This window comes from Ruegeria sp. THAF57 (assembly GCF_903914075.1).
Lineage (GTDB): Bacteria > Pseudomonadota > Alphaproteobacteria > Rhodobacterales > Rhodobacteraceae > Ruegeria.
Genome location: NZ_CAIWNQ010000004.1, coordinates 358,129 through 384,191, shown reverse-complemented (window position 1 = coordinate 384,191; position 26,063 = coordinate 358,129). Strand labels below are relative to the sequence as shown.

The following is a 26,063-nucleotide window of genomic DNA, read 5'->3' as shown; positions in this document are numbered from 1 at the left end:
CCCGAAGGTAATCTTCGGGGCTTTGGTCTTTACAGGCCAGGCAGGCCGGGAAGCTTGTCAAACACTCCACGGCGTCCGAATGTGGTTCCGCGTTCGTTGCCGAAACTCATCCGTACCCCGACACCGATATATGCTTCGTTCGTGTTACCCGAAACAATAGGTGAGGAGATATGAGCAACTCCGAGAATCCCGTAGACCTCGGCGTTGTCACTGGCTGCGTAATTCGCGCCAAGTGCGAACAGATCGAAATCCAACACGCCGACAACGTCATTCACCAGATCATAGCTGGCTGTGAATTCCCATTTGTCGTTCAGGTCAGCGGTAACCGATACACCGAACATATTGCCGTCCATATCTGAAAAATCGCTCAACTGTTGACGAGCGATATAGCCTTCAACCTCGGCTGGGCCTGCGTCGAAGCCAGTTTCCAGACCGTAGAATTCCACATCAAGAGAATCGACGCTTTCCTGCCCATAAAACGCACCGAATGAGGCGTTCTTGCTGGTGTGCCAGTTTGCGTGCAGCGTCCAGTTTGTCGCGTTTTCACCCAGATCCTGAAAGCGGTAGCCACCCAGGTCCAACTGCGCGCTGAATGCACGGTTGAATGCCAGCTCGCCAGATCCATTCAGGTTAAATACATCGCCCAGATCGCTGTTTGTGAAAGTTCTGTAACCCAAATCCAGATAGCCACCGGTCACTTCGACCGCGCTGGCATGGCTTGCGGCAATTGTTGCCGATAGTGCGCTGATAATGAATAAATTTTTCATTCTTCTGCTCCGTCTTTTTCTTGTTTTCGGTAGCGTCTGATTGAGACTCTTCCGGTGGGCGCTGCTCTAGTCACGTCGGTCTGGAATGTGTACTGAGTCGATTTGAATTCGTAACGATGTTGCGGGCTGGACACACCTATAGGGTGAAGTTCGATTAAGGACTTCGCGCTGTCGTTAAATATCAATGTTTACTACGAAACTTGGTAGGCGCGCTGACCTGAGGGCCAAGATTTTTTTGGAATTCGGAAAAATCTTCAAAACGCCGCTTGACGATGTCCGAGCCTAGCCATAATACACCCCAACGTTCAGCAACGAACGGGCAGCGGGCGGTTGTAGCTCAGTTGGTTAGAGTACCGGCCTGTCACGCCGGGGGTCGCGGGTTCGAGCCCCGTCAACCGCGCCATCGCTGCCAACCTTGGTCCAGGGTAAAGGCCATGAAAATAAGTGCGCGGTTGTAGCTCAGTTGGTTAGAGTACCGGCCTGTCACGCCGGGGGTCGCGGGTTCGAGCCCCGTCAACCGCGCCATCGCTGCCAACCTTGGTCCAGGGTAAAGGCCATGAAAATAAGTGCGCGGTTGTAGCTCAGTTGGTTAGAGTACCGGCCTGTCACGCCGGGGGTCGCGGGTTCGAGCCCCGTCAACCGCGCCACTTTTCCTCAAAACATGCATATTTTCCATGCATCAGCCGTCACGTGGCGGCAGTACGTCAGTATGTGTCAGCAGGGATGGGCGATATTCCGACAGTTCACACTTTGTTCTATTTTTTCTGTTGGAGACTCAGTGCGGCTCGCCTATTTCTAGGACACTTGTGTGTTGGGGGCCGAATATGGCTGAGCTGAAGAATATCGAGGTGCGCGGTGCGCGTGAACATAACCTCAAAAGTATTGATGTAGATATCCCTCGGGATCAGCTTGTGGTGATCACCGGGCTATCCGGCTCGGGCAAGTCATCCTTGGCGTTCGACACCATCTACGCCGAAGGCCAGCGCCGCTATGTGGAAAGCCTTTCTGCCTATGCCCGTCAGTTTTTGGACATGATGGAAAAGCCGGATGTGGATCACATCAGCGGTCTTTCCCCGGCGATTTCCATCGAACAGAAGACGACCTCCAAGAATCCGCGATCGACCGTAGGAACGGTGACCGAAATTTACGACTATATGCGCCTTTTGTTTGCGCGTGCTGGAACGCCGTACAGCCCCGCAACGGGCCTGCCGATCGAAGCACAGCAGGTTCAGGATATGGTCGACCGTATCATGTCCATGGAGGAGGGCACACGCGGATACCTTCTGGCTCCGATCGTGCGGGACCGGAAAGGCGAATATAAAAAAGAGTTCCTTGAACTTCGCAAACAGGGCTTTCAGCGCGTCAAGGTGGACGGAGAGTTCTACGAATTGGATGAGCCGCCGACTTTGGACAAAAAGTTTCGGCATGACATTGACGTGGTGGTTGACCGCCTTGTCGTGCGTGAAGGAATGGAAACGCGGCTTGCTGACAGCTTGCGCACAGCGCTGGATTTGGCAGACGGGATTGCGATCTTGGAAACTGCTCCGCGTGAGGGCGACCCCGAGCGCATCACCTTTAGCGAAAACTTTGCCTGCCCGGTCAGTGGGTTCACCATCCCCGAGATCGAACCCCGCTTGTTTTCCTTCAACGCGCCCTTCGGAGCATGTCCGGATTGCGACGGGTTGGGTGTTGAACTGTTCTTTGACGAGCGCCTTGTGGTGCCGGACCAAACGCTCAAGCTGTATGACGGGGCGCTGGCTCCGTGGCGCAAAGGAAAATCCCCATACTTTCTGCAGACGATCGAAGCCATCGCGCGGCATTATGAGTTCGACAAAAATACCCCGTGGAAAGACCTACCCAAGAACGTTCAACAGGTGTTCTTGCGCGGCTCGGGCGATGAAGAAATCCAGTTCCGCTATGACGAGGGCGGGCGCGTCTATCAGGTGACACGCAGCTTTGAAGGTGTGATCCCGAACATGGAGCGCCGCTATCGTGAAACCGACAGCGCATGGATCCGTGAAGAATTCGAGAGGTATCAGAACACCCGGCCGTGCGGGACCTGCGAAGGCTACCGTCTGCGGCCCGAAGCTCTGGCGGTTAAGATCGCGGGTCTGCATGTAGGGCAGGTGGTTCAGATGTCGATCCGTGAGGCCCTGGCGTGGGTCGAGGATGCGCCAAATCACCTGAGCGTTCAGAAGAATGAGATCGCGCGGGCCATTCTAAAGGAAATTCGCGAACGCCTTGGGTTTCTGAATAACGTGGGATTGGAATACCTTACGCTGTCGCGCTCAAGTGGAACGCTTTCGGGTGGGGAAAGTCAGCGCATCCGGTTGGCCAGCCAGATCGGGTCAGGTCTGACAGGGGTGCTTTATGTCTTGGACGAACCCTCAATTGGCTTGCACCAGCGTGACAATGATCGGTTGCTGGGAACTTTGAAAAACCTTCGGGATCAAGGCAACACCGTCATTGTTGTCGAGCATGATGAAGAAGCCATCCGCGAGGCTGATTATGTATTCGACATCGGCCCCGGCGCCGGTGTGCATGGTGGACAGGTTGTAAGTCAGGGCACGCCATCGGAAATTGCGGCGGACGCGGCCTCGATGACGGGTCAGTATCTGGCCGGAACGCGAGAAATTTCGGTTCCCGCAAAGCGCCGCAAGGGCAACAAGAAGAAAGTCACCGTTGTCAAAGCTACGGGAAACAATCTCAAAAATGTCACGGCGGAATTCCCGTTAGGCAAGTTCGTTTGTGTGACCGGAGTTTCGGGCGGCGGCAAGTCCACCCTGACGATTGAGACATTGTTCAAAACGGCCTCGATGCGGTTGAACGGAGCGCGACAGACACCAGCGCCCTGCGAGACGATCAAGGGGCTAGAACATCTGGACAAGGTCATCGACATCGACCAACGGCCCATCGGACGGACTCCGCGTTCGAATCCAGCGACTTACACCGGGGCCTTCACCCCAATCCGCGACTGGTTTGCCGGTTTGCCCGAGGCCAAGGCACGCGGCTATAAGCCCGGTCGCTTCAGCTTTAACGTCAAGGGTGGCCGGTGCGAAGCCTGTCAGGGCGATGGCGTCATCAAGATTGAGATGCACTTTCTGCCCGATGTCTATGTCACCTGTGAAACCTGCAAAGGAGCGCGCTACAACCGCGAGACGCTTGAGATTAAATTCAAGGGTAAGTCCATCGCAGATGTCCTTGATATGACAGTAGAAGATGCGCAAGAGTTCTTTAAGGCCGTGCCCTCGATCCGAGACAAGATGGACGCATTGGCCCGCGTCGGGTTGGGCTATATCAAGGTTGGCCAACAGGCAACCACACTATCTGGCGGCGAAGCGCAGCGGGTAAAACTGTCAAAAGAGTTGTCGAAACGCTCAACCGGTCGGACACTTTATATTCTGGACGAACCGACGACGGGCCTGCATTTCGAAGACGTGCGCAAGCTGCTCGAAGTGCTTCATGAACTGGTGGAGCAGGGTAACACTGTGGTCGTCATCGAACATAATCTGGATGTCGTGAAGACGGCGGATCACATAATTGATATTGGCCCCGAAGGCGGTGACGGGGGCGGTGAAATTGTTGCCACTGGCACTCCCGAGGAGGTGGCTACGGTCGAACGCAGCCACACCGGGCGGTATCTGAAACCGATGCTGGACAACGCGCGTGTTGCGGCGGAATAAGCATCGGCGTAGATTGTGCAAGGCTCTGCCTCGCGCTTCAGGATACTTTTTGGCCAGTTAAACAGAGGAGTTGTGTTATTCCCGCCCCCGCTTTTCGAAGCGTGGTAGCATGGCCGAGAAATCCTTGCCTAAACCATCTTCGGCCTCAACAAAACGTTCGTACAGTGAAGTTGCGACTTGTCCCATCGGCGTGTCCGCATTCGAGCTTTTGGCGGCCTGTTGGCTAAGGCGCAGGTCTTTCAACATCAGCTCTGCCGCGAAGCCGGGCTGGTAGTCATTGTCTGCAGGGCTAGCCGGGCCTACACCCGGAGCAGGACAATAGGCGTTCATTGTCCAGCTATAACCAGACGAGGTGCTGACCACGTCGAACATTTTTTGTCGGTCCAGCCCCAACTTGTCAGCTAGGGCGAATGCTTCGCATGTTGCGATCATGGTAACGCCAAGGATCATGTTGTTGCAGATCTTCGCAGCTTGCCCGGCCCCGGATTCGCCGCAATGGACTGCTTTTTGGCCCATGATGTCAAACAATGGCGCGGCCTTTGCAAAGGCTGCATCGCTGCCGCCCGCCATGAACGTCAATGTTCCTGCAGCGGCCCCGCCGATACCGCCCGAGACCGGGGCGTCAACGGCCAAGATTCCGGCCTCGGCAGCCTGTGATGCGACGGCGCGGGCGCTGTCTACGTCGACGGTTGAACAATCAATCCAAACTGATCCTTCGGACATGGATGGAATGATGTCTTCGGCGACGGCGCGCAGGATTTGACCGTTGGGTAGCATCGTAATCAGGATTTCAGCACCCGAAGCCGCGCCCGCGCTGGAACTGGCCATTTCGACACCCGGAACGCTTACATTCGCGGTATCGAATCCGGTTACGGCATGACCAGCTTTCGCCAAATTGGCCGCCATCGGATTTCCCATATTCCCAAGACCAATAAATCCGATTTTCATCCGTTACTCCTCTTCGAATGTCAGGGTGTTCGCACCGAGCGGCCGAAGCATGTTCGATACCTCCACAGCCGGAACAGTTTGATCCTTGTGGCGCCAGCACGGGTTGCGGTCTTTATCGATGATCTGGGCGCGAATACCTTCCAGAAAATCACCGCTCTCCATTGCGCGGAAGGTAAAGCGATATTCATGCTCAAGTGCTTTGCGGATCGACAGGTTTGAACTACGCAAGCGGTGCAGCATTTCAATGGTACAAGCCATCGACAAAGGTGAGCTACGTTTCATCATCTTCAGGGCGTTTGCTGAAAACTCATCCTCTGAATGGTGTAGAGTGTTCAGAATATCGGCCAGGACTTCACCCCCGAAACCAGTGTCGATCTCAGCTTGAGCTATGGTCAAGCTACTGTCCGGTGGTGTCTGCGCATGGTTCGCCAGATGTTCAACGTCGCCGGACGCTTCCAAAAGCTGTATGATGTCGGGCCATTGGGACGAAGGGATGAAAGTATCCGCGAACCCCGCATAAATTGCGTCGCCGGGCCCCATGCGGTAGCCGGTCGTTCCCAGATATTCGCCCAGACGACCCGGTGCCAACGCCAACATAAGCGAGCTTCCAACGTCAGGGATTAGACCTATGCCGCATTCAGGCAACGCGATCTGGCTGGATTCGCAAACAATTCTATGGCTGCCGTGGCATCCAACACCGACCCCGCCACCCATCGTGAAGCCTTGCAGAAAGCTTACCACTGGCTTCGGGTATTCAAAGATCAGCGCGTTAAGCTGGTATTCATCTCGCCAGAACGTTCGTCCATAGTCGAAATCGCCCTTTGTGCCGGTCTCATACAATTCGGCAATATCACCGCCTGCACAGAATGCCTTTTCTCCGACGGCGTCCAAAATGACCAGATCGACGGTGTCATCTTCGCGCCAATTTCGCATCGCAGTGTCAATGGCCATGCACATGTCGTAGCTGAGTGCATTAAGCGCCTGCGGCCGGGTCAACGTAATGCGCCCGGCGCGGCCTTCGGTGCGGATTTCGATGTCTGACATTCGGTCCTCAGCGTTGAGCCAGCATTTGACGCGAAACGATGACGCGCATGATCTCGTTTGTGCCTTCCAGAATCTGATGAACCCGCAGGTCGCGGACAAGCTTTTCGATTCCGTAGTCAGCAAGATAACCATAACCGCCATGAAGCTGCAGACATTGGTCCACGACTTTTGACCCGGTTTCTGTTACGAATTTCTTTGCCATGGCGCAGAATTTTGTCGCGTCGGGCGCGCCTTGATCCAGCTTCCACGCGGCCTGACGCAGGAACGTGCGGGCGGCTTGCAGTTCAATCTCCATATCGGCAAGGCGGAATTGTAGGGCCTGAAATTGGTCAATAGATTGCCCAAAGGCCTTGCGTTCAGACATATATTGCAAGGTCATGTTCAACCCGGTCTGTGCTGCGCCCAGAGAACATGAGGCAATATTCAGGCGTCCACCATCCAGCCCCATCATGGCATATTTGAACCCGTCACCTTCGGCACCGACAAGGTTCCCAGCTGGAATCTTGCAATCGTCAAACTGAACCTGCGCGGTGGGTTGGCTTTTCCATCCCATCTTTTGTTCCAGCGCACCAAAGCTAAGGCCGGGCGTTCCGTCTTCGACGTAAACGGTCGAAATGCCCTTTGGTCCGTCCTCGCCCGTGCGAACCATGCAGACATAGGCGTCGGAATAGCCACCGCCCGAGATGAAAGCTTTGGTTCCGTTCAGAGTGTAGCCTTCGTTCGTGCGCGCCGCCCGGGTCTTGAGCGCCGCGGCGTCCGAGCCCGAACCCGGTTCTGTCAGGCAATAGCTGAGCACGGTGTTCAGGCTTAGAACCTCTGGCATGATGCGCGACTTCAACTCGTCGCTGGCAAAGTTGTCCAGCATCTTGGCGCACATGTTGTGGATCGACAAAAAGGCCGCGACTGAGGGGCAGGCCATGGACAGCGCCTCGAAAACCAAGGTGGCGTCCAATCGGCTGAGGCCCGATCCACCACCGTCTTCTGAAACATATAGCGCTCCGAACCCCAGTTCGCCGATCCGGGGCCACAGGTCCTTGGGGATCGTTCCGTCGGCCTCCCACTGGCGCGCGTAAGGGGCGATGTTTTCCTGGCCAAAATCATAGGCCATATCGAAGATCGCTGTTTGCTCTTCGGTCATTGCGAAATCCATGGCTTGCCTCCCACGCCGTCGGATGAATTGAACAAGTGTTTATTTCCGAATTCTTACAGAAATTTTTCACGGTCAGCAATTCCCCAGCGGGGTAACGGCGTTTCGGGATTAAGCCACCGAATTCCCAGTCAGAGATCCGCGTGGTATTCCTCGATCAGGTGTTTGACGACGGCTTTTCCGGGATCTTCGTCCCGGGCTGTAGATTCGGCGTAAACACGGCGTTGGCGGGTGGCCGATGTCCCGTTCTGGGCGATTTGCTGAAGGCGGGCCAGTTCCGTCATGGTCCCCAAGGCCTCTGCGTCTTCGGCAAGCAATCCCATCAGCTCCCCCATGAGTTCGGGCATCGGTTTGATGGAGCGATCGCCAAAATCTATCATCCCCTCACCAACGCCGTAACGCTGCGCACGCCATCGGTTTTCTCCAATGAGAAAACGGTCGTATTGACGCCACCGCAGGTTACGATCCTTTAATCGGCACAGCATACGCGTCAGGGCTTGCACCATCGCGGCCAGAGATAAGGCGTGTTCCAAGCGCGGCTGAACGTCCATTATCCGGGTCTCGAGCGTTGGAAAACGATGGGACGGTCGTAAATCCCACCAGATTTTCGAGGTGTCCTCGATGACCCCCAGTTCCACCAGTATCCCGGTCGTCCGTTCATAGTCCGCCCAGCTTGCCAGTACTGGCGGCAGGCCCGTACGGGGTAGGTTATCGAAAACGGTCAGCCGATAGGATGACAGACCGGTATCCTCGCCGTTCCAATAGGGCGAAGAGGTGGACAGGGCCAAAAGGTGCGGCAGAAAGTATGACAACTGAGGCATCAGGTCAGCCCGCAAAGCCGGGTCTTCTACGCCAACATGTACGTGCATTCCACAGATGAGCATACGCCGTGCCACACCGCCCAGCGCGTGGTGCAGGGCATCATACCGATCTTTTCGTGTGTGATGCTGTTTCTTCCAATCCGCAAAAGGATGACAAGACACAGCAATCGGCGCCAGATTGTAATCTGCGGCACGACTTGCAACGCAGCTACGCAGCCGCTTCAAGTCTTCACGGGCAGAGCTTATGGTGGTGTGAGGTCGGGTGCCGACCTCGATCTGACACTGCAGGAATTCCGGGCTGACTTGCCCTTTGAAATCTGCCTGACACGCCTCCATCAGGGCTTCGGGCGCTTCGGCAAGTTCAAGACTGTCGCGGTCAACCAGCAGATACTCTTCCTCGATGCCCAGTGTGAATTCCTGCTGCATGGCGGCCCTCGTGGTTGATTATCGGACCAGTGAATACGGAATTTGGATTTTTGCCAAGTGTTTACCCGCGCGGCGCTTGCGGACTGCCTGCCTCCAAATGTAAGGACGGGAGGAAATGAAATCCAAACCCGGAGTCTTCGATTGAAACCTAGGAAATTCCTTCGGCTGAACGCGGTGCTTGACCGGTTTGGAGTAAAGCTGATCGACAAGGTGACCGAGCGCGAGGAACGCGCCCGATTAGAAGCGTTTGAACGGGCAGGGGGGCTGACCCGCCCGGCTTATGCGCTTTCACCCGGGATGGAGGCGTTCGACATTTCCCAATTGGTCGAAGAATACCGTCAGCACGCGGCCGCGCTGGAGGCTTTGAAAGACCCCGCACGCAATCAGACTGGGTATCGCGTCGGAAACGGATATTACGACAGCCCCGACGCAGACGCTCTGTATCTGATGATCCGAAGGTTTCAGCCCAAGCGGGTGATCGAAGTCGGGTGCGGGAATTCGACACGTGTTACGCGTCAGGCGATCATTGACGCAGGGCTGGATACGCAGATCACGGCGATCGACCCGTTTCCGCGTGCAGATATCGCGCATGTGGTGGATCAGTTCGAGCAAAAACGGCTGGAAGATGTCGATCCATCGGTATTCGATCAGCTTGAATCCGGTGATGTTTTGTTCATCGACTCCAGCCATGTTGTCCGCATGAGTAATGACGTCGCGCATTTGTTCTGTCGGATCATTCCGAACCTGAAACCCGGCGTCGTCATCCACGTGCACGATGTTTTTCTGCCTTACGAATATCCCAAGCGTTTCTTCTATGATTGTCCGGGTTGGGGCGAACAGTATATGCTGCACGCCCTGTTGCAATCTGACGCCTTTTCAATGCTTTGGCCGGGATACTACCTGCAACAAGATCGTCCGGATGCGGTGGAAGCCCTGTCTTTCCTAAAGGACGGTCGGGCGCAAAGTATCTGGGTGCAGATAAAAGAAAATTGACCTCATTGTGATCCGGCTTCCGCAAAGGCGCGTACCCCTTTCCATACAACGCTGGAGAGGAGTTAACAGCCATGTTCCGCCGCACTTTCATGGGCGCAGCCGCCGCAATCGCACTGACACTGCCAGTAAAGGCTCAGGCCGCTGACATCGTGGACACTGCAGTTTCTGCTGGGTCATTCAATACGCTGGTCGCAGCCGTTCAAGCTGCCGGTCTCGTCGATACGCTGAAAGGTAACGGACCTTACACGGTTTTCGCGCCGACCGACGAAGCCTTTGCCGCTCTGCCCGAAGGCACTGTGGAAACCTTGTTGCTGCCTGAAAACAAGGATCAACTTGTCGAGATTCTGACTTACCATGTTGTTCCGGCCAAGGTGATGTCGGGTGATATTGCCGGGAAACGTGCCAAGGTTCTGACCGTTCAGGGTGATCGCCTGAGCGTGAATGCCAAGAACGGCGTCAAAGTGAATGGTGCGGAAGTCGTGCAAGCCGACATCGAAGCAAGCAACGGCGTCATTCATGTTGTGGACGCAGTGATCCTGCCTGAATAATCACCCATCAGTTCAAAAAAAGCCCCGGTCCATCTGGCCGGGGCTTTGTTGTCAGATCAGTCGAACTTGGGTTCCGACTTTGACCAGAGGATACAATTCCTCAACATGCTGGTTATAGAGACCGATACACCCAGACGAGCTTTGGCGTCCGATCTTACGCGTGTCGTGCGTTCCGTGAACCAGATACGCCGGCCACCCCAGATACATAGCGCGTGTACCCAACGGATTACCGGGGTCTCCGCCTTCCATTCTAACGGGCAACGAGGGATCGCGTTCGCGCATGGATGCGGTTGGTGTCCAACTTGGGTTTTCCCGCTTGCGTACCACTTCGGTATATCCACGCTTGGTCAGTTCTTCGCTCATGGGAACGGAACTTGGGTACAGTTTATAGGTTCCATCCGGGCCCCAGTAATGGACCGCGCGGCTGGTAATATCGGCCAGCAGACACCCAACCCCCAATTGGTCAAAGTGATCCTGCCAGTTCTGTTGAGAGAACGAGGATACATTGCGGCGTACAGGCAATTGTGTGCTGATCGCCTCTTCTGTTTGTGGGAATGCATCCGTGCTTTGCGCGCGCACCAAAGCAGGTGTTGCCAGCAAGGACGCTGCACCCAACAAAGCTGTGCGGCGGGTCATACGGGGGTTTGACAATGTTGCCTCCGGTTCAGGGACTGCTCGAACAAATTTGAAGTAAAATATTGCTGACGGCATGGATTTGCCAGTGGTGTCAGTTTGAACTTATCGTGAGTTCGCCAAAAACTTGGATTTCGGCAGAGCTTTGCCGAAAAAACCCGGCCATCGTAGGCCGGGTTTGGTGTTCATGGGGGACGTTTTTAATCAGTCCATGGCTTTAAAGTTAAACTCGCCACCTTCCTTGATGCCCGAGGGCCAGCGGGCCGTAACGGTCTTGGTGCGGGTATAGAACTTAAAGCTGTCAGGGCCGTGCTGGTTCAGGTCACCGAACATGGACTTCTTCCAGCCGCCAAAGGTGTGATAGGCCAGTGGAACAGGGATCGGTACATTGACGCCGACCATGCCGATATTCACGCGGCTTGAAAAGTCGCGCGCGGTGTCGCCATCACGGGTAAAGATCGCGGTGCCGTTGCCGTATTCATGGTCCATCGCCAGCTTCAGCGCTTCCTCATAAGAACCGGCACGGACGGTGGACAGGACAGGACCAAAGATCTCTTGCTTGTAGATATCCATCTCAGGCGTCACGTGGTCGAACAGGTGAGGGCCGACAAAGAAACCGTCCTCATAGCCTTGCAGGCTGAAATCGCGATTATCGACGACCAGTTTTGCACCCTGTTCCACGCCCGAGTTGATCAGGCCCAAAATGCGTTCTTTCGCGGCGGCTGTAACAACGGGGCCCATGTCCACGTCATCACCCGCAGTATAGGGGCCAACTTTAAGTTTTTCGATGCGCGGGATCAGCTTTTCGATCAACGCGTCTGCCGCTTCTTCCCCTACGGGAACCGCAACCGAAATCGCCATGCAGCGTTCGCCTGCTGCGCCGAAACCCGCACCGACCAGCGCATCGGCGGCCTGATCCATGTCTGCATCCGGCATCACGATCATGTGGTTCTTGGCGCCGCCAAAACACTGCGCTCGTTTGCCGTTCGCCGTAGCGCGGGAATAGATGTACTGCGCAATCGGGGTCGAGCCGACGAAGGACACGCCCTGAATAATTTCGCTGTCTAGCAGGGTATCGACGGCCTCTTTATCGCCATTCACGACCTGAAATACGCCTTTGGGCAGACCAGCCTCGATGAACAGTTCGGCCAACATCAACGGGACCGAGGGGTCACGCTCGGACGGTTTCAGAACGACCGCGTTGCCGCAGGCCAACGCAGGGCCTACATGCCACAGGGGCATCATTGCAGGGAAGTTGAACGGCATGATCGAGGCCACAACACCTAACGGCTGACGCATCGAATACATGTCGATGCCAGGACCCGCGCTGTCCGTGAACTCACCCTTCAACATCTGAGGCGCGCCGATGCAGTATTCAATCACTTCCAGTCCGCGTTGAAGGTCACCCTTGGCGTCCGGGATGGTTTTACCGTGTTCACGGCTGAGCGCCTCGGCCAGCTTATCCATGTCGCGGTTCATCAGGTGAACCATTGCCATCATAACGCGCGCGCGTTTCTGAGGGTTTGTCGCGCCCCAAGCAGGTTGCGCCGCCGCCGCGCTTTCGATCGCAGCGTTGGTTTCAGCAGCGCTTGCCATCGGGCATTTGTACTGAACTTCGCCTGTTGCCGGATTAAATACATCGTCAAAGCGACCAGACGTGCCAGCGACATTCTCGCCGTTGATAAAGTGGGACAGTTCGGACATTGCCATTTCCTCCGATAGATTTGCGGGCAGAATAGGCTTGCATAAATCGCGTGAACAGAGGCAATCTCCCAAAGGTGCTTTGCAAAAATGCAATGGGGTAAAACGTGACGCCAAACTGGGATGATATGCGTGTATTTCTTGCGGTTGCCCGCGAGGAAAGTCTGTCGGCGGCTGGACGTTTGCTCAAAATTGATCCCGCCACGGTCGGGCGCAGGATCGGGCGGCTTGAAATGTCACTGGACACACCGCTTTTTTCAAAGTCCCCGCGGGGATATTTGCTGACCACCGCCGGTGAGCGCCTTCTGGAATACGGGCTGAGGGCAGAAGAAGCCATGCGCGCCGCGTCTGGGGCGTTGGCTGGATCGTCCAAGACAATGAGCGGCCAGATTCGTATCGGGGCACCTGATGGATGCGCCAATTATCTTTTGCCGCAGGTTTGCGCAAAGATCTGCGAAGCCAATCCTGAACTGGATATTCAAATCCTGGCCTTGCCGCGCGTCATAAACCTGTCTCGCCGCGAAGCGGATATGGCGGTGACGGTAAGCGTGCCGACAGCGGGGAAGTTGCTGGTTCAGAAGATCACGGATTATAGGTTACATCTGGTTGCAACGCAGGATTACCTGCACGCTCACGCCACAATCAACTCGGTCGAGGCTTTGAGGGGGCACAGGCTGATCGGTTACATCCCGGACATGATCTTTGATCGCGAACTGGATTATCTGGTCGATATCGGTGTTGACCGTGTCGCGCTTGCATCGAATTCGGTTTCGGTTCAACTGAGGCAAGTCTCGCTGGGTTCAGGTATTTGCATGGCGCATGACTTTACCCTGCCGTTCCATTCATGTTTGCAGAAAATACTGACGGATCAGGTAAGTCTGACCCGAAGTTTTCACCTTGTCCGCCATCAGGGGGACCAACGAAATGAACGATTGAACCGTTTTGCGCAGGCCCTGACGCTTGGTATTCGCGAAGAGGTTGAGCGGCTTGAGGCCGAAGCTTCACCTTGACAGGTTTAGACATTCCGGCAACGCTTTGTAAAACAGGAAGTTATTTCGGAGGTTATCTATATGCTTGTACAGACCATTCTGAAATCCAAGGCCACCGAGGGGGTCGTTACTGTCACCCCTGAAATTACCGTGTCCGAGGCTTCGAAAATACTGGCGGAAAAACGGATCGGTACGGTCGTGGTGTCTGTGGATGGTGGGGAAACAGCATCCGGTATCCTTTCGGAACGTGACATTGTACGGGAATTGGCCGCAAGTGGCAGTGGTTGTCTGAATCGGTCCGTCAGCGCCTATATGACAAGCGATCTGGAAACCGCAACGCGGCAGGACAGTGTGCAAGATGTTCTTCAACGCATGACCACCGGCCGCTTTCGCCACATGCCGGTTGTAGAAGATGGACAGTTGATTGGAATTGTCACTCTGGGCGATGTCGTCAAAGCGCAATTGTCAGAACTGGCAATGGAAAAGGAAGCGCTGGAAACGATGATCATGGGTCATTAATCACCCCTCAAACCTTACTTCCTATTGCACCTGCGGCAGAGTTATGTTTGCTTGCGCAGAAATTTTGTTGCGCAGGAGGCCGCGATGAGGGTTGGATTGTATCCCGGAACTTTTGATCCGATCACTTTGGGTCATATCGACATCATTCGCCGCGCTTCCGCGCTTGTCGATAAGCTGGTGATTGGCGTTGCAATCAATCGGGACAAAGGCCCCTTGTTCAGTCTAGAAGAACGCGTCGCCATGATCGAGGCGGAATGCGCGCATCTGACAGAGCAGACGGGTACCGAAATCATCGCCCATCCCTTTGAAAACCTTTTGATCGATTGCGCCCGCGATGTGGGCGCGCAGATTATCGTGCGCGGTTTGCGCGCTGTTGCCGACTTTGAGTATGAATTTCAAATGGTTGGCATGAATCGCGCGTTGGACAATTCAGTGGAAACTGTTTTCCTGATGGCCGAAGCACGTCACCAGGCGATCGCGTCGAAACTGGTTAAAGAAATCGCCCGGCTGGACGGGGACGTATCGAAATTCGTCACGCCCCGCGTTAATACAGCATTGAAAGCGCGCTTAGGATAACGCACCCATCGCCGCTGCCGTATCCAGCATCCGGTTCGAGAATCCCCATTCATTGTCATACCAGGCCAACACCCTGACCAGAGTACCGTCGGTGACCTTTGTCTCGGGCAGGGACACGGTTGAGCTGTGGGAATCGTGGTTGAAATCGACCGAGATAAGCGGGCGTTGTTCGGCAGCCAATACGCCTGGGATTTTAGCCGCCGCTTCGACAAACAAGGCGTTGACCTCGTCTTCCGTGGTCGCGCGCGAAACCTCGGCCACCAGATCAACGACCGAGACATTCGGCGTCGGCACACGGATGGCTTGACCGGTCAGTTTGCCTTGCAACTGCGGCAGTACAAGACCAACCGCGGATGCAGCGCCGGTTGTCGTCGGGATCATCGACAGAGCCGCTGCGCGGGATAGATATGGATCCTTGCCTGCGGAATCGTGGACCGGCTGACTGGCGGTATAGGCGTGAACCGTCGTCATGTTGCCATGGACAATACCAAGGCCCGCATCCAGTGCGGCAGCCACCGGCGACAGGCAGTTCGTGGTGCACGAGGCGTTTGAAACGATGGTGTCCTGCGCAGTCAGTTCGTGGTCGTTGACCCCGAATACGATGGTTTTAACGCCGCCGTCCCCACGTGCCGGGGCCGAGATCAGAACCTTTTTCGACCCGTTCTCCAGATGGCGGGCGGCTGCTTCGCGCGTGCGGAACACGCCAGTGCATTCCAGAACGACGTCCACATCAGACCAGTCCAGAGTCTCAGGGTCCCGCTCGCTGGTCAGTCGGATAGGGCCTGCACCGACATCCATACCGGCATCCGACAGGGTTACGGGTTTGGAATAGCGGCCATGGACGCTGTCAAACTCGAACAGATGCGCATTCATTTCCGGCTTTGCCAGATCGTTGATGGCGACGATTTCAACATCGGTCCGGCCATTTTCCATAACAGCCCGCAGCACGTTGCGTCCGATGCGTCCAAATCCATTAATTGCCAGTTTGAGTGTCATGGTTTGCTCCGTCCGTGTATCGGCCATGTTCGAGTTAGCGCTAACAACGCCAGAACGACAAAAAAGTCAAGCAAAACCTCTGTCATCGCCAGAAGGCGACCCAGTCCAGAAAGGCATAGAATTTCTTGCCGAGGAACACGAAATGCTCGGGTCCAAACAAGGCAAAGTCCAGAAAAGCGCCGCCCAGAAGCAAAAGACCCAGCCAGATTGCGATTTGATTGGTCATTTAGGCCCCGAACGAAAATACCCGCCCAGATAACCTGAGCGGGTAAATATGTTCAAGATTTCAACGACGTCTTAGTTAAGACGCCCCATCGCAACGGCTACGTCCGCCATACGCACCGAGAAGGCCCATTCGTTGTCGTACCACGCCAGCACACGAACCATGCGGTCATTGACAACGCGAGTCTGGTCCGGCGCGAAGATCGAGCTTTCTTCGGTATGGTTGAAGTCGGTCGAAACCAGCGGCGCGGGTTCATAGCCCAGCACGCGCTGCATATGACCTTGCGAGGCTTCGCGGACGATGGCGTTCACTTCGTCCACGCTTACGTCACGTGCTGCACGGAAGGTCAGGTCCACGGCAGAAACGTTCGGCGTCGGAACACGGATGGCCGATCCATCCAGACGACCCTTTAGGTTCGGCAGCACTTCACCCAGCGCCTTGGCCGCGCCGGTCGAGGTCGGGATCATCGACATAGCAGCAGCACGGGCCCGGTACAGGTCGCTGTGGCGACGGTCCAGTGTGGGCTGGTCGCCGGTATAGGCGTGGATCGTGGTCATGATGCCATGCTCGATCCCGATACCTTCGTCCAGAACCTTGGCAAGCGGAGCAAGGCAGTTCGTGGTGCAAGAACCGTTCGAGACCATCTTGTCTTCGGCGGCCAGGCTGTTGTGGTTCACGCCATATACGATGGTTTTGTCGACATTCTTGCCGGGCGCGGAAAGCAGAACCTTTTGCGCGCCGCGCTCAAGGTGAGTCTTTGCCTTCAGGCCGTCGTTGAACTTGCCGGTACATTCAAGAACGACGTCGCAGCCTTCCCAGTCCAGTTCGTTCATATCGTAGGTCGAGAACATCTGCATCGGACCGCGACCCAGGTCCATCGTATTGCCGTTGATCGCAACATCACGAGGGAACCGGCCATGGACGCTGTCGTACTTCAGCAGATGCGCAGTGGTTTCCAGCGGGCCGGTCGCGTTGACCTTGATCACTTCGATGTCGTTGCGGGCCGATGCCGCGATATGCGACAGGGTGCAGCGGCCGATACGGCCAAAACCATTGATGCCGACCTTGATGGTCATCTGACGTCTCCAAAATGCGCTTGCGTTGCAGGCGATATAACGGCCCGAACGCGTTCCCAAAAGAGTAAAAGTGACATATTCTGAACGTGTTAGCGCAAACCTGGGCCGGTATCGCTAACGCTTGCGCTAGCCGTGGGATCGGGTAGGGTCGGATTGCGGCAGGTGACTGGAAAGGAAGCAGCATGAGCGGTCTTTTGGCATTGTTGGATGACGTGGCGGGGATCGCAAAAGTTGCGGCGGCGTCTGTTGACGATGTAGTTGCTGCAGCGGGCAAGGCCGGGGCAAAAACTGCGGGCGTGATCATCGACGACGCAGCAGTCACCCCCAAATATGTTCAGGGCTTTGCACCTGCCCGAGAGCTGCCGATCATCTGGCGCATTGCGCGGGGTTCGGTGTTCAACAAGGTTGTGTTGTTGTTGCCCGTCGCGTTGTTGCTTGCGAATTTCGCACCTTGGATGATCACGCCCTTGCTGATGTTGGGGGGGTCTTACTTGTGTTTTGAAGGGGCGGAGAAGATTTTCCACGTCCTTTTTCCGCACGGCAGCCATGTTATCAAAGAGGATATGGCTATCCGCGAACCGGGCCAGCTGGAAGAGCAAAAGGTCAAAGGGGCGATTAAGACGGATTTTATCCTGTCCGCCGAGATCATGACCATTGCGTTAGCCGCAGTTGAGGCCCCGAACCTCTGGATGCAGGCGGCCACTCTGGCCGTTGTGGGTGTCGGTGTCACGGTTGCGGTATATGGCTCGGTCGCGCTGATCGTGAAGATGGATGATATCGGGCTCTATATGGCCCAGAACGCATTCACTCCGATCGGACGCGGGTTCGGTCGTGGGTTGGTCAAGGCGATGCCCATGGTTATGAAGGTGTTATCCGTCGTCGGCACGGCTGCAATGTTGTGGGTCGGCGGGTCAATCCTCATTCATGGTATGGAAGAACTGGGCTTTGGTTGGTTGGGCCACCACATTCACGACTGGGCTTATGCGCTGGGGCATACTGTGTCCGAGCAATGGACCGGAGCGGTGGAGTGGATATCCAAGGCCGCTATGGATGGCATTTTTGGACTTGCCTACGGGCTAGTTCTGATTCCAATTGCAACCAAGATCATCGCGCCGTTGATGGAGATGTTTTCGGGGGCAGACAAACAGCATTGAATACTCTGTTTTGACGTCGGGTCGTTATAGCCGGAAGCTATTCGGCAGTTAAGTTGTGGGCTGAATTGCAAGAATCGGAAACCAAATGTCGTCTCACACTTTAGCCGAGGTTCTTGAGAGCCGTATGCCGGAAGGCGATGGTCTTAGATATCCCGTGCCATCCGAGTGGATGCAGGGTCGGACAACCTTTGGCGGCTTTTCCTCGGCGCTTATGTTAGATGCGGTTCGCACTAAGCATAAGGATTTACCGTCCTTGCGCTCGGCCTTGGTGAATTTCACCGCTCCTATTGGAACCTCGCCGACGATCGGCACCGAGGTTCTAAGGCAAGGCCGGAATGTGACTATCATCAATGCCCGTGCTGAGATTGACGGGAAGGTCGCTGCGATGGCGACTTTTTCTTTTGGTTACCCTCAGGATAGCCACGTAGCGTTCGAATGCCCGGCAAATTCAGCAGAGGAACCCGAAAACACGGGGCATTATTTTCCGCCAGATTTACCTAAGCCGCCCATACCGTTTCTGCAAAATTTTGATGTTAGACTGATCGACGGTGCGTTGCCTTTCTCAGGCGCCGAGAAAGGGTACTTGCGCCTTTGGGCACGGCATAAAGATCCGTTTATGTGGGACCGGATGGAAGGGTTGATCGCGGTTGCTGATCTGCCGCCGCCTGCAATCTATCCAACACTCAAAAAGCCGGGTCCAAACTCATCGATGAACTGGATTTTCAATGTGTTGACCGAAGAGATCAGGACGCGAGAAGGCTGGTGGCTGCTGGAACATCAACTGACTGCGGGGCGAAACGGCTATAGCTCTCAAGTCATGCGGGTCTGGAACACCGACGGTGACCTTGTTGTAGACGGGATGCAGTCAGTTATCATCTTTGTCTAACAAAATCATCTTTGTTTAACAAAAAAGCCCCGGCGCAGGCCGGGGCTTTTGACGTTATTGCTGCCGGGATCAACCGAGCAGTTCTTTAACCTTCGCAACTGTAGCCTCAGCCGTGATGCCGAAATGCTTGTACAGTTCACCCGCTGGGGCTGAGGCGCCAAAGCCTGACATACCGATGAAACCGGCCTTGGCTTCGCGGCCGCGTTCACCCAGCAACCAGCGATCCCAGCCACCCGCGCGAACGGCGGCTTCGATTCCCACACGGACGGGACCAGCCGGAAGAACACGCTTACGGTATGCTTCGTCCTGCTGTGCAAACAGTTCCATGCAGGGCATAGACACAACGCGGGTGCCGATGCCTTCAGCTTCGAGCATCGCCTTGGCTTCCATCGCCAGCGAAACCTCGGACCCGGTGGCAATCAGGATAGCCTGACGTTTACCTTCGGCCTCGGCCAGAACATAGGCTCCTTGCGCGGTCAGGTTCTTGGTCTTGTGCTGGGTCCGAACGGTGGGCACGCCCTGACGGGTCAGCGACAGGACCGAGGGGCTGTCCTTGAAGGTCAGCGCCAGTTCCCAGGATTCGGCCGTTTCAACCGTATCAGCGGGGCGGAACACATAGGTGTTCGGCGTCGCGCGAGAAATTGCCAGATGCTCGACCGGCTGGTGGGTCGGGCCGTCTTCGCCAAGACCGATGGAATCGTGGGTCATCACGAAGACCGACGGCACTTTCATCAGCGCGGCCAGGCGCATGGACGGGCGGGCATAATCGGTGAAGGCCATGAACGTACCGCCATAGGGGCGGATGCCGCCATGCAGCGCCATGCCGTTCATTGCAGCGGCCATGCCGTGCTCGCGGATACCGTAATGGATATAACGGCCCTTGCGGTTTTCGGGCAGGAACACGCCCATATCGGCCGATTTGGTGTTGTTCGATCCGGTCAGGTCGGCCGAACCGCCCACGGTTTCGGTCATGATCGGGTTGACGACGTTCAGAACCTTTTCCGACGAGGCGCGGGTAGCCAGTTTCGGTTGATCTTCCGACGCCTGTTTCTTGAATGCGCGGATCGCACCGGCCAGTTTCTTGGGCGCTTCAAACGCATAGGCACGGTTGAACTCGGCCTGTTTACGCTCGGACAGCTGGGCGAAACGCTCCTCCCATGCGGCACGCTCGGTCGCGCCGCGTGCGCCGATGGCTTCCCATGCGGATTTCACTTCTGCCGGGATTTCGAACGCGTCATGCGGCCAGCCATAGCCTTCCTTGGCGGCCTTCAGTTGATCCTGATCGGTCAGCGCACCGTGGCCTTTCGAGGTATCCTGCGCTGCGTGGCCCAAAGCAATGTGGCTTTCGCAGGCAATCATGGTCGGTTTGTTCGACTTTTTCGCATCCACGATTGCGGCGTCGATGGCCTGAGGATCATGGCCGTCAATCTCAATCACATGCCAACCCGAGGCCGCAAAACGGCGCACCTGATCGGTGCGGTCAGCGATGTCCACGGTGCCGTCAATGGTGATGTTGTTGTTGTCCCAGAAGACGATCAGCTTGCTCAGTTCATGACGACCGGCAAGGGTGATCGCCTCTTGGCTGACGCCCTCCATCAGGCAACCATCGCCTGCGATCACGTAAGTGTAGTGATCGACGACTTTCTTGCCGTAATGCGCACGCTGGATTTCTTCGGCCATGGCAAAACCCACGGCGTTCGAGATGCCCTGACCCAGCGGGCCAGTCGTGGTTTCGATCCCGTCGACCAGGAAGTTTTCCGGGTGGCCTGCAGTTTTCGCGCCCAGTTGGCGGAAGTTCTTGATCTCGTCCAGCGTAACGTCTGCGTGGCCCGTGAGATAGAGCAGCGAATAGATCAGCATCGAGCCGTGTCCGGCAGACAGGATAAACCGGTCGCGGTCCGGCCAGTTCGGGGCCGAGGCGTCGAATTTCAGGTGCTTTTCGAACAGCACGGTCGCAACATCGGCCATGCCCATGGGCATGCCGGAATGGCCGGAATTGGCGGCCGCGACGGCGTCGAGGGTCAGTGTGCGGATGGCCGCAGCTTTGTCCCAGTGTTCGGGGTTTGTATTGCGCAGCGCAGTCAGGTCCACGGGCGTTGTTCCTTTGGATTACAGGCAGATGGGCCGCTCAATACCACTCAGCCCTCAAAGTGCAAGCATAACTGGGGGTTGCGTCATATTCATGGATCAAGAACGCAGTCCAAGTTGTTGAAAGCAAAGAGTGGGTATTTTCTGCGCCATTGGGTTAGACTAGAGCAAGACGCGGATTATGTTGATTCGGATGAACCGCGACACAAGGAACCTTGATAAAGAGGTGGCAGGGGCATGAGCCAGATCGAAGAATTACACCGCCGTATCGTCTCTGCGATGGAGAGAATTGGAACCGGGGTCGATGCCTTACAGAACGCAGCTCCGACTGGGGCAGTCCAAGACGATAGCTTGCGCGCGGCACTGGATGATGAACGTGTCGCCAATGCGCAGTTGGAAGAACGTCTGAAGACACTGAAAGAGCGGCACGAACAAGAAGTCGACGCAATGCGCGCTGACATGGAAAGCCTGCGTTCAGCACCCGCCGACCACCCCGAAAACGGCGCATTGCGAGAGCAGTTGGCCGAAGCGACTGCCAAGCTAGAGGCGGTTGAAGCCGCTCGCGCGGAGTTGGCGGATGCAAAGGCCGCCTTGGAAAATCAGGATGAGGTCGAAACGCTTCGCGCAGAGAATGAGCAACTGAGGGCCGCGGCAACAAAATCTCAGGAACTGGAAGCCGAGAACGCCCGATTGAAATCAGAATTGGCCGATAGTGAGCGCGTGGCCGAACTTAGTTCGGAACTTAAGATGTTGCGCGCGGAGCGCAGCAGCCATGGTGCCGCAATGTCCAGATTGGATGATGATCTGCAACGTATGCGCAAAGCCAATGAGCAATTACGCAAGTCCGTTGACGAATTACGAGCTGCTTCCCAGAACGGTCTGCCCGATGCGGAACTGTTGAACCGGGCCACAGTGGCGGAACTGGAAGCAACCCGCGCGGCGCAGGCAACGGATGCGGCTGAAGCCCATGCGGTTCTGGCGCGTCTGGAGCCGCTGTTGTCGCGGGCGAAACTGGCTGATGGAGAGGTGGAGTAATGCCCGAAGTAACCATTCAAATCGGTGGCCGTGGCTTTGATGTCTCTTGCCAGGAGGGTGAAGAAGTTTTTCTTCAAGCCGCTGCCAAAATGTTGGATGACGAGGCGCAGGTATTGTCCGACCAGATTGGGCGTATGCCCGAGTCGCGAATGCTGCTTATGGCCGGGTTGATGCTTGCGGATAAGACGGCGGCGAATGATGACAAGATCAAGACGCTTGAACGTAAATTGTCCGAGGTGGAAGCAGAGGTCAAAACCCTTCGTGAGATGCCAAAGCCAGAGCCTGAAAGGGTGGAAGTAGCAGTTGTACCACCCTCGGTGACGGATACGCTGGCAGAACTGGCTGCAAGGGCTGAGGCCCTGGCCTCGGTCATCGAAGACAAAACAGCAGGATAACGCATGTTCAGGATTGGAATCTTTGCCGCTGCGATGCTTGCGTCAGGCGGATCGGCGCAGGCTGAGATAGACATACTGCCTGTCACATTTACCTGTGAGAATAACGTCCCGCTTCAAGTGACGTATTTCAACGCGACTGACGGATCCAGCGCGGCGGCGATGTTGGTTGACGACACCCTAATTTCACTTAAACAGGCACCCAGCGCTTCGGGTATCCGCTATGAATCTACGGGTGAGGACGGCACTTATATACTGCGGTCCAAAGGCTGGGATGCCATGGTCAGCTATCTGGCGACGGGCGACGCCGCCAGTGAGCAGGACATTCTAAAGGATTGCTCCAGCCGTTAATCAGGCGTTCGCTTCGCGGATTTTGTCCGCAGCGTCTTTGTTGTAGCCGACACCGTTGTCGTCAAACAGCGTATCCAATTCACCCGACAGGGTCATTTCGGTGATGATATCGCACCCGCCGACGAATTCGCCTTTGACATACAGTTGCGGAACGGTCGGCCAGTCGGAGTAATCCTTGATACCCTGACGGACCTCTTCGTCGGACAGAACGTTTACGTCGGTGTAGTCGACCCCCATAAAATTCAGCACACCAGCCACGCGGGACGAGAACCCACACTGAGGCATTTCCTTGGTGCCTTTCATATACAACACCACGTCGTTGGCTTTGACGGTTTCGTCGATCTGGGTCTTAACGTCGCTCATCCTGCGTTTCCTTGTCGATAGCGCTCAGGGGCGCCAGTTTCGTGTTCAATTCGTTCGTTTTCCACCCGCACCTTAGTCATATTGGCAATCTTCAGACTCAAAGGTGGGTCTTCGTCGTGACAGGGGTTTTCTGGCCAAATTTCAAAATCCAGAAGTTCCCAAGCCAATCGAGTTATTCGGGCGCCTTGGTCGTTAACGCCAGCGCGTGTAATTCTCCATCTGGGCCGTCCATTTTGCCTTTCAAGGCTGCATAGACCGCGCGCTGCTGTTGAACCCTGTTTTTTCCGCGAAAACTCTCATCCACGACCATGGCGGACATGTGTACACCATCGTTGCCGCCGACTTGAATTTCCGCATCCGGAAAAGCTTCGCGCAGCAGGTGTTCGATTTCGTGGGCGCTCATCGGCATGTAGGTAACTCCTGAAGGTCTTTCCCAAGATGTAGAGTGCCCGGGCGGGGCGTGCAAGGGTGTGGTGTCGGGCTAAAACGCACAAAACCTGCGCTTGAAACAGCGCAGGTTTCGCATTGCAAAGCCCTGTTAAGATCAGGCGACAGCGGCGGCAAAGCTGCTGCGGAACGTCCCGGCCAATTCCTCCAGCGGGGCTTCGGAGCTTCCGATGCGAACCGCGTCTTTGGTGAAACGGCCAACCGAGGCCACGGGTACATCCGCCTGAGCCGCAGCAATCATCAGCGCCTCGGCCTGATCAAAGTTGCAGGCGACCAGATAACGGGCCTGATCTTCACCAAACAGGAACTCGGTCGAAGCTTCGTCGAGGCAAACGCCCACACCAGCCGCCTCGGCCAGTTCAAACGCGGCCAGCGCAAGGCCACCATCGCCCAGATCGGTACAAGCTTTGATCATCTCGCGGTTGGCGCGGATGAAATCGCCATTGCGTTTTTCAGCGTCCAGATCGACATGGGGCGCATCGCCGTCTTCGCGGTTGAACACCTCGGCCAGCAGGGCGGATTGGCCCAGATGACCCTGGGTTTCACCGATGACCAGCGCGACATGGCCTTCGCGGACCTCGTTGCCGATGATGTCGTCGGTATGGGTCAACAGGCCCACCGCGCCGATGGTGGGCGTGGGCAGGATCGCCTGACCGTCGGTCTCATTGTAAAGCGAGACGTTGCCCGACACGATGGGCATGTCCAGCGCGGCGACGGCTTCGCCGATGCCTTTGATCGCGCCGACGAACTGGCCCATGATCTCGGGTTTTTCGGGGTTGCCGAAATTCAGGTTGTCTGTGGTCGCCAGCGGAGTGGCCCCAACAGCGGTCAGGTTGCGATAGGCTTCGGCCACCGCCTGCTTGCCGCCTTCAACGGGGTTGGCGCGCACATAGCGGGGGGTCACGTCGCTGGTGAAGGCCAACGCCTTGTCGGTGCCATGCACGCGCACCATGCCAGCGCCCAGACCGGGCGTGCGGGCGGTGTCTGCCATTACCATGGTGTCGTATTGTTCATAGACCCACTGCTTACCCGCATAGTTGGGCGAGGCGAGCAGGGAGCGCAATCCGTCAATCGGGTCGATTTGTGGAACCTCGGGCAATTCTTCGGCTGCGGGTGTTTCAACCCACGGGCGGTCATATTCCGGCGCGGTCGAGGACAGTTTCGACAGCACCAGATCGGCTTTGACCTCGCCATTATGAACGATCAGGAACCGGTCTTCGGCAATGGTTTCGCCGACGATGGCGAAATCCAGATCCCATTTTTCGAACACGGCGCGGGCCTCGGCCTCAAGCTCGGGTTTAAGAACCATCAGCATCCGTTCCTGCGATTCAGACAGCATCATCTCATAGGCGGTCATGTTCTCTTCGCGCTGGGGCACGTTTTCCAGATCCAGACGCACGCCAAGGCCGCCCTTGTCGCCCATTTCAACGGCAGAGCAGGTCAGGCCAGCCGCACCCATGTCCTGAATCGAGATCACGGCGCCGGTCTGCATCAGTTCCAGCGTCGCTTCCATCAGGCGTTTTTCGGTGAAGGGGTCGCCGACCTGAACGGTGGGACGCTTTTCTTCGATCGTGTCATCGAATTCAGCCGAGGCCATGGTCGCACCGCCCACGCCATCGCGGCCGGTCTTAGCGCCCAGATATACGACTGGCATCCCGACGCCCGAGGCAGCCGAGTAGAATATCTTGTCGCAGTCGGCTAGACCGGCGGCGAAGGCGTTTACAAGGCAGTTGCCGTTATAGGCAGGGTGGAAGCGAACCTCACCGCCCACACAAGGAACGCCAAAGCAGTTTCCATAGCCGCCAATGCCTTCGACCACGCCATTCACAAGCTGACGGGTTTTGTGGTGGCTGGGCTCACCAAAGGACAGCGCATTCATAGACGCAATAGGGCGCGCGCCCATGGTGAAAACGTCGCGCAAGATACCACCAACGCCGGTCGCCGCGCCCTGATAGGGTTCGATGTAGGACGGGTGATTGTGGCTTTCCATCTTGAACACCACGGCCTGACCATCGCCGATATCGACCACACCCGCATTTTCGCCTGGTCCGCAGATCACCTGAGGGCCCGAGGTGGGCAGGGTGCGCAGCCATTTCTTGGACGACTTGTACGAACAGTGTTCGTTCCACATGGCCGAGAAGATGCCCAGCTCTGTAAAGGTCGGCTCGCGCCCGATGATCTCTAGTATCATGTCATATTCGTCGGGCTTCAGCCCGTGTGCGGCAATCAGATCCGGGGTGATGGCGGGCTCTTGCAT

At 56.2% G+C, this 26,063-nt stretch carries 25 protein-coding genes and 3 tRNA genes; 14 read left to right on the top strand and 14 right to left on the bottom strand.

Annotation, left to right across the window (positions count from 1 at the left end):
• Positions 1-29 precede the first annotated feature (29 nt).
• On the bottom strand, positions 30-767 hold the full coding sequence (locus tag RUESEDTHA_RS13200; RefSeq protein ID WP_180887277.1) for a porin: 738 nt from the start codon (positions 765-767) through the stop codon (positions 30-32).
• Positions 768-1,093: 326 nt separating this feature from the next.
• Here RUESEDTHA_RS13200 and RUESEDTHA_RS13195 point away from each other — a divergent pair.
• The 4 genes from RUESEDTHA_RS13195 (at position 1,094) to uvrA (ending at position 4,450) form a co-directional block, all read left to right on the top strand.
• A tRNA-Asp gene (locus tag RUESEDTHA_RS13195) sits at positions 1,094-1,170 on the top strand.
• A 45-nt stretch (positions 1,171-1,215) separates the two neighbouring features.
• A tRNA-Asp gene (locus RUESEDTHA_RS13190) sits at positions 1,216-1,292 on the top strand.
• A gap of 45 nt (positions 1,293-1,337) precedes the next feature.
• Positions 1,338-1,414 (top strand) — tRNA-Asp (locus RUESEDTHA_RS13185).
• A 177-nt stretch (positions 1,415-1,591) separates the two neighbouring features.
• The gene (gene uvrA, locus RUESEDTHA_RS13180; protein ID WP_180887276.1) at positions 1,592-4,450 is read left to right on the top strand and encodes an excinuclease ABC subunit UvrA; all 2,859 of its coding nucleotides are present in this window, start codon (positions 1,592-1,594) and stop codon (positions 4,448-4,450) included.
• A 75-nt stretch (positions 4,451-4,525) separates the two neighbouring features.
• Here uvrA and mmsB read toward each other — a convergent pair whose 3' ends face one another.
• The 4 genes from mmsB to RUESEDTHA_RS13160 all read right to left on the bottom strand — a co-directional run bounded on the left by mmsB (position 4,526) and on the right by RUESEDTHA_RS13160 (position 8,836).
• The gene (gene mmsB, locus RUESEDTHA_RS13175; RefSeq protein ID WP_180887275.1) at positions 4,526-5,398 is read right to left on the bottom strand and encodes a 3-hydroxyisobutyrate dehydrogenase; all 873 of its coding nucleotides are present in this window, start codon (positions 5,396-5,398) and stop codon (positions 4,526-4,528) included.
• A 3-nt stretch (positions 5,399-5,401) separates the two neighbouring features.
• Positions 5,402-6,442: an enoyl-CoA hydratase/isomerase family protein gene (locus RUESEDTHA_RS13170; protein WP_180887274.1), complete on the bottom strand. Its 1,041-nt coding sequence runs from the start codon at positions 6,440-6,442 to the stop codon at positions 5,402-5,404.
• Positions 6,443-6,449: 7 nt separating this feature from the next.
• Entirely contained in the window at positions 6,450-7,592 is a 1,143-nt protein-coding gene (locus tag RUESEDTHA_RS13165; RefSeq protein WP_180887273.1) for an acyl-CoA dehydrogenase family protein, read from the bottom strand.
• Between the two features lie 128 nt (positions 7,593-7,720).
• Positions 7,721-8,836 (bottom strand): carboxylate-amine ligase, encoded by a 1,116-nt coding sequence (locus RUESEDTHA_RS13160; protein ID WP_180887272.1) that lies wholly within the window; start codon positions 8,834-8,836, stop codon positions 7,721-7,723.
• A 141-nt stretch (positions 8,837-8,977) separates the two neighbouring features.
• On the opposite strand from RUESEDTHA_RS13160, the gene RUESEDTHA_RS13155 reads away from it, so the two are divergent.
• A complete protein-coding gene (locus RUESEDTHA_RS13155) occupies positions 8,978-9,829 on the top strand; it encodes a class I SAM-dependent methyltransferase (protein ID WP_180887271.1) in 852 nt (283 codons plus the stop codon).
• A 71-nt stretch (positions 9,830-9,900) separates the two neighbouring features.
• The gene (locus RUESEDTHA_RS13150; RefSeq protein ID WP_170485513.1) at positions 9,901-10,377 is read left to right on the top strand and encodes a fasciclin domain-containing protein; all 477 of its coding nucleotides are present in this window, start codon (positions 9,901-9,903) and stop codon (positions 10,375-10,377) included.
• A gap of 51 nt (positions 10,378-10,428) precedes the next feature.
• Here the strand turns inward: RUESEDTHA_RS13150 and RUESEDTHA_RS13145 are convergent, their stop codons facing one another.
• Together RUESEDTHA_RS13145 and RUESEDTHA_RS13140 are read right to left on the bottom strand one after the other, a co-directional pair.
• Positions 10,429-11,013, bottom strand: coding sequence for a L,D-transpeptidase (locus RUESEDTHA_RS13145; RefSeq protein ID WP_180887315.1), 585 nt, complete (start codon positions 11,011-11,013; stop codon positions 10,429-10,431).
• A gap of 201 nt (positions 11,014-11,214) precedes the next feature.
• A complete protein-coding gene (locus RUESEDTHA_RS13140; RefSeq protein WP_180887270.1) occupies positions 11,215-12,714 on the bottom strand; it encodes a CoA-acylating methylmalonate-semialdehyde dehydrogenase in 1,500 nt (499 codons plus the stop codon).
• Between the two features lie 104 nt (positions 12,715-12,818).
• On the opposite strand from RUESEDTHA_RS13140, the gene RUESEDTHA_RS13135 reads away from it, so the two are divergent.
• From RUESEDTHA_RS13135 to coaD, 3 genes are all read left to right on the top strand, one after another.
• Positions 12,819-13,721 (top strand): LysR family transcriptional regulator, encoded by a 903-nt coding sequence (locus tag RUESEDTHA_RS13135; protein ID WP_180887269.1) that lies wholly within the window; start codon positions 12,819-12,821, stop codon positions 13,719-13,721.
• A gap of 60 nt (positions 13,722-13,781) precedes the next feature.
• Positions 13,782-14,219 (top strand): CBS domain-containing protein, encoded by a 438-nt coding sequence (locus RUESEDTHA_RS13130; protein WP_180887268.1) that lies wholly within the window; start codon positions 13,782-13,784, stop codon positions 14,217-14,219.
• Between the two features lie 84 nt (positions 14,220-14,303).
• Complete coding sequence (gene coaD / locus RUESEDTHA_RS13125) at positions 14,304-14,795, top strand: pantetheine-phosphate adenylyltransferase (protein WP_180887267.1); 492 nt, start codon at positions 14,304-14,306, stop codon at positions 14,793-14,795.
• On the opposite strand, the gene gap (RUESEDTHA_RS13120) is transcribed toward coaD, so the two are convergent.
• The 3 genes from gap (RUESEDTHA_RS13120) to gap (RUESEDTHA_RS13110) form a co-directional block, all read right to left on the bottom strand.
• Positions 14,787-15,791 carry a type I glyceraldehyde-3-phosphate dehydrogenase gene (gene gap / locus RUESEDTHA_RS13120; RefSeq protein ID WP_180887266.1) on the bottom strand — a complete coding sequence of 335 codons (1,005 nt, stop codon included), beginning with the start codon at positions 15,789-15,791 and terminating at the stop codon, positions 14,787-14,789. The two genes, coaD and gap (RUESEDTHA_RS13120), sit on opposite strands and share 9 nt — an antisense overlap.
• An 82-nt stretch (positions 15,792-15,873) precedes the next feature.
• Complete coding sequence (locus RUESEDTHA_RS13115; protein ID WP_180887265.1) at positions 15,874-16,017, bottom strand: hypothetical protein; 144 nt, start codon at positions 16,015-16,017, stop codon at positions 15,874-15,876.
• A gap of 71 nt (positions 16,018-16,088) precedes the next feature.
• Positions 16,089-17,090: a type I glyceraldehyde-3-phosphate dehydrogenase gene (gap, locus tag RUESEDTHA_RS13110; RefSeq protein ID WP_180887264.1), complete on the bottom strand. Its 1,002-nt coding sequence runs from the start codon at positions 17,088-17,090 to the stop codon at positions 16,089-16,091.
• A 182-nt stretch (positions 17,091-17,272) separates the two neighbouring features.
• Here gap (RUESEDTHA_RS13110) and RUESEDTHA_RS13105 point away from each other — a divergent pair, with 182 nt between their 5' ends.
• Positions 17,273-18,244: a DUF808 domain-containing protein gene (locus tag RUESEDTHA_RS13105; protein WP_180887263.1), complete on the top strand. Its 972-nt coding sequence runs from the start codon at positions 17,273-17,275 to the stop codon at positions 18,242-18,244.
• An 85-nt stretch (positions 18,245-18,329) separates the two neighbouring features.
• The gene (locus tag RUESEDTHA_RS13100; protein ID WP_180887262.1) at positions 18,330-19,130 is read left to right on the top strand and encodes a thioesterase family protein; all 801 of its coding nucleotides are present in this window, start codon (positions 18,330-18,332) and stop codon (positions 19,128-19,130) included.
• Between the two features lie 69 nt (positions 19,131-19,199).
• Here RUESEDTHA_RS13100 and tkt read toward each other — a convergent pair whose 3' ends face one another.
• Entirely contained in the window at positions 19,200-21,221 is a 2,022-nt protein-coding gene (gene tkt, locus RUESEDTHA_RS13095; RefSeq protein ID WP_180887261.1) for a transketolase, read from the bottom strand.
• A gap of 234 nt (positions 21,222-21,455) precedes the next feature.
• On the opposite strand from tkt, the gene RUESEDTHA_RS13090 reads away from it, so the two are divergent.
• The 3 genes from RUESEDTHA_RS13090 to RUESEDTHA_RS13080 are packed head-to-tail and all read left to right on the top strand — an operon-like array spanning position 21,456 to position 22,996.
• On the top strand, positions 21,456-22,253 hold the full coding sequence (locus RUESEDTHA_RS13090; RefSeq protein ID WP_180887260.1) for a hypothetical protein: 798 nt from the start codon (positions 21,456-21,458) through the stop codon (positions 22,251-22,253).
• Positions 22,253-22,648: a cell division protein ZapA gene (locus RUESEDTHA_RS13085; RefSeq protein WP_180887259.1), complete on the top strand. Its 396-nt coding sequence runs from the start codon at positions 22,253-22,255 to the stop codon at positions 22,646-22,648. Before RUESEDTHA_RS13090 ends, RUESEDTHA_RS13085 begins: the two co-directional genes overlap by 1 nt.
• Before the next feature lie 3 nt (positions 22,649-22,651).
• Positions 22,652-22,996, top strand: coding sequence for an MliC family protein (locus tag RUESEDTHA_RS13080; protein ID WP_180887258.1), 345 nt, complete (start codon positions 22,652-22,654; stop codon positions 22,994-22,996).
• On the opposite strand, the gene grxD is transcribed toward RUESEDTHA_RS13080, so the two are convergent.
• The 3 genes from grxD to purL all read right to left on the bottom strand — a co-directional run bounded on the left by grxD (position 22,997) and on the right by purL (position 26,063).
• Entirely contained in the window at positions 22,997-23,359 is a 363-nt protein-coding gene (grxD, locus tag RUESEDTHA_RS13075; RefSeq protein ID WP_180887257.1) for a Grx4 family monothiol glutaredoxin, read from the bottom strand.
• Between the two features lie 172 nt (positions 23,360-23,531).
• On the bottom strand, positions 23,532-23,768 hold the full coding sequence (locus RUESEDTHA_RS13070; RefSeq protein WP_171121343.1) for a BolA/IbaG family iron-sulfur metabolism protein: 237 nt from the start codon (positions 23,766-23,768) through the stop codon (positions 23,532-23,534).
• A gap of 135 nt (positions 23,769-23,903) precedes the next feature.
• Complete coding sequence (purL, locus tag RUESEDTHA_RS13065; RefSeq protein WP_180887256.1) at positions 23,904-26,063, bottom strand: phosphoribosylformylglycinamidine synthase subunit PurL; 2,160 nt, start codon at positions 26,061-26,063, stop codon at positions 23,904-23,906.

What these genes read in the sequence shown, in the direction of transcription:
- RUESEDTHA_RS13200 (WP_180887277.1), bottom strand. Translation starts at nt 767, where the DNA reads ATGAAAAATTTATTCATTATCAGCGCACTATCGGCAACAATTGCCGCA.
- RUESEDTHA_RS13085 (WP_180887259.1), top strand. Translation starts at nt 22,253, where the DNA reads ATGCCCGAAGTAACCATTCAAATCGGTGGCCGTGGCTTTGATGTCTCT.
- RUESEDTHA_RS13165 (WP_180887273.1), bottom strand. Translation starts at nt 7,592, where the DNA reads ATGGATTTCGCAATGACCGAAGAGCAAACAGCGATCTTCGATATGGCC.
- RUESEDTHA_RS13090 (WP_180887260.1), top strand. Translation starts at nt 21,456, where the DNA reads ATGAGCCAGATCGAAGAATTACACCGCCGTATCGTCTCTGCGATGGAG.
- coaD (WP_180887267.1), top strand. Translation starts at nt 14,304, where the DNA reads ATGAGGGTTGGATTGTATCCCGGAACTTTTGATCCGATCACTTTGGGT.
- RUESEDTHA_RS13100 (WP_180887262.1), top strand. Translation starts at nt 18,330, where the DNA reads ATGTCGTCTCACACTTTAGCCGAGGTTCTTGAGAGCCGTATGCCGGAA.
- gap (WP_180887264.1), bottom strand. Translation starts at nt 17,090, where the DNA reads ATGACCATCAAGGTCGGCATCAATGGTTTTGGCCGTATCGGCCGCTGC.
- RUESEDTHA_RS13145 (WP_180887315.1), bottom strand. Translation starts at nt 11,013, where the DNA reads ATGACCCGCCGCACAGCTTTGTTGGGTGCAGCGTCCTTGCTGGCAACA.
- RUESEDTHA_RS13105 (WP_180887263.1), top strand. Translation starts at nt 17,273, where the DNA reads ATGAGCGGTCTTTTGGCATTGTTGGATGACGTGGCGGGGATCGCAAAA.
- RUESEDTHA_RS13130 (WP_180887268.1), top strand. Translation starts at nt 13,782, where the DNA reads ATGCTTGTACAGACCATTCTGAAATCCAAGGCCACCGAGGGGGTCGTT.
- RUESEDTHA_RS13150 (WP_170485513.1), top strand. Translation starts at nt 9,901, where the DNA reads ATGTTCCGCCGCACTTTCATGGGCGCAGCCGCCGCAATCGCACTGACA.
- RUESEDTHA_RS13115 (WP_180887265.1), bottom strand. Translation starts at nt 16,017, where the DNA reads ATGACCAATCAAATCGCAATCTGGCTGGGTCTTTTGCTTCTGGGCGGC.
- mmsB (WP_180887275.1), bottom strand. Translation starts at nt 5,398, where the DNA reads ATGAAAATCGGATTTATTGGTCTTGGGAATATGGGAAATCCGATGGCG.
- gap (WP_180887266.1), bottom strand. Translation starts at nt 15,791, where the DNA reads ATGACACTCAAACTGGCAATTAATGGATTTGGACGCATCGGACGCAAC.
- uvrA (WP_180887276.1), top strand. Translation starts at nt 1,592, where the DNA reads ATGGCTGAGCTGAAGAATATCGAGGTGCGCGGTGCGCGTGAACATAAC.
- RUESEDTHA_RS13070 (WP_171121343.1), bottom strand. Translation starts at nt 23,768, where the DNA reads ATGCCGATGAGCGCCCACGAAATCGAACACCTGCTGCGCGAAGCTTTT.
- grxD (WP_180887257.1), bottom strand. Translation starts at nt 23,359, where the DNA reads ATGAGCGACGTTAAGACCCAGATCGACGAAACCGTCAAAGCCAACGAC.
- RUESEDTHA_RS13140 (WP_180887270.1), bottom strand. Translation starts at nt 12,714, where the DNA reads ATGTCCGAACTGTCCCACTTTATCAACGGCGAGAATGTCGCTGGCACG.
- RUESEDTHA_RS13170 (WP_180887274.1), bottom strand. Translation starts at nt 6,442, where the DNA reads ATGTCAGACATCGAAATCCGCACCGAAGGCCGCGCCGGGCGCATTACG.
- RUESEDTHA_RS13160 (WP_180887272.1), bottom strand. Translation starts at nt 8,836, where the DNA reads ATGCAGCAGGAATTCACACTGGGCATCGAGGAAGAGTATCTGCTGGTT.
- purL (WP_180887256.1), bottom strand. Translation starts at nt 26,063, where the DNA reads ATGCAAGAGCCCGCCATCACCCCGGATCTGATTGCCGCACACGGGCTG.
- RUESEDTHA_RS13080 (WP_180887258.1), top strand. Translation starts at nt 22,652, where the DNA reads ATGTTCAGGATTGGAATCTTTGCCGCTGCGATGCTTGCGTCAGGCGGA.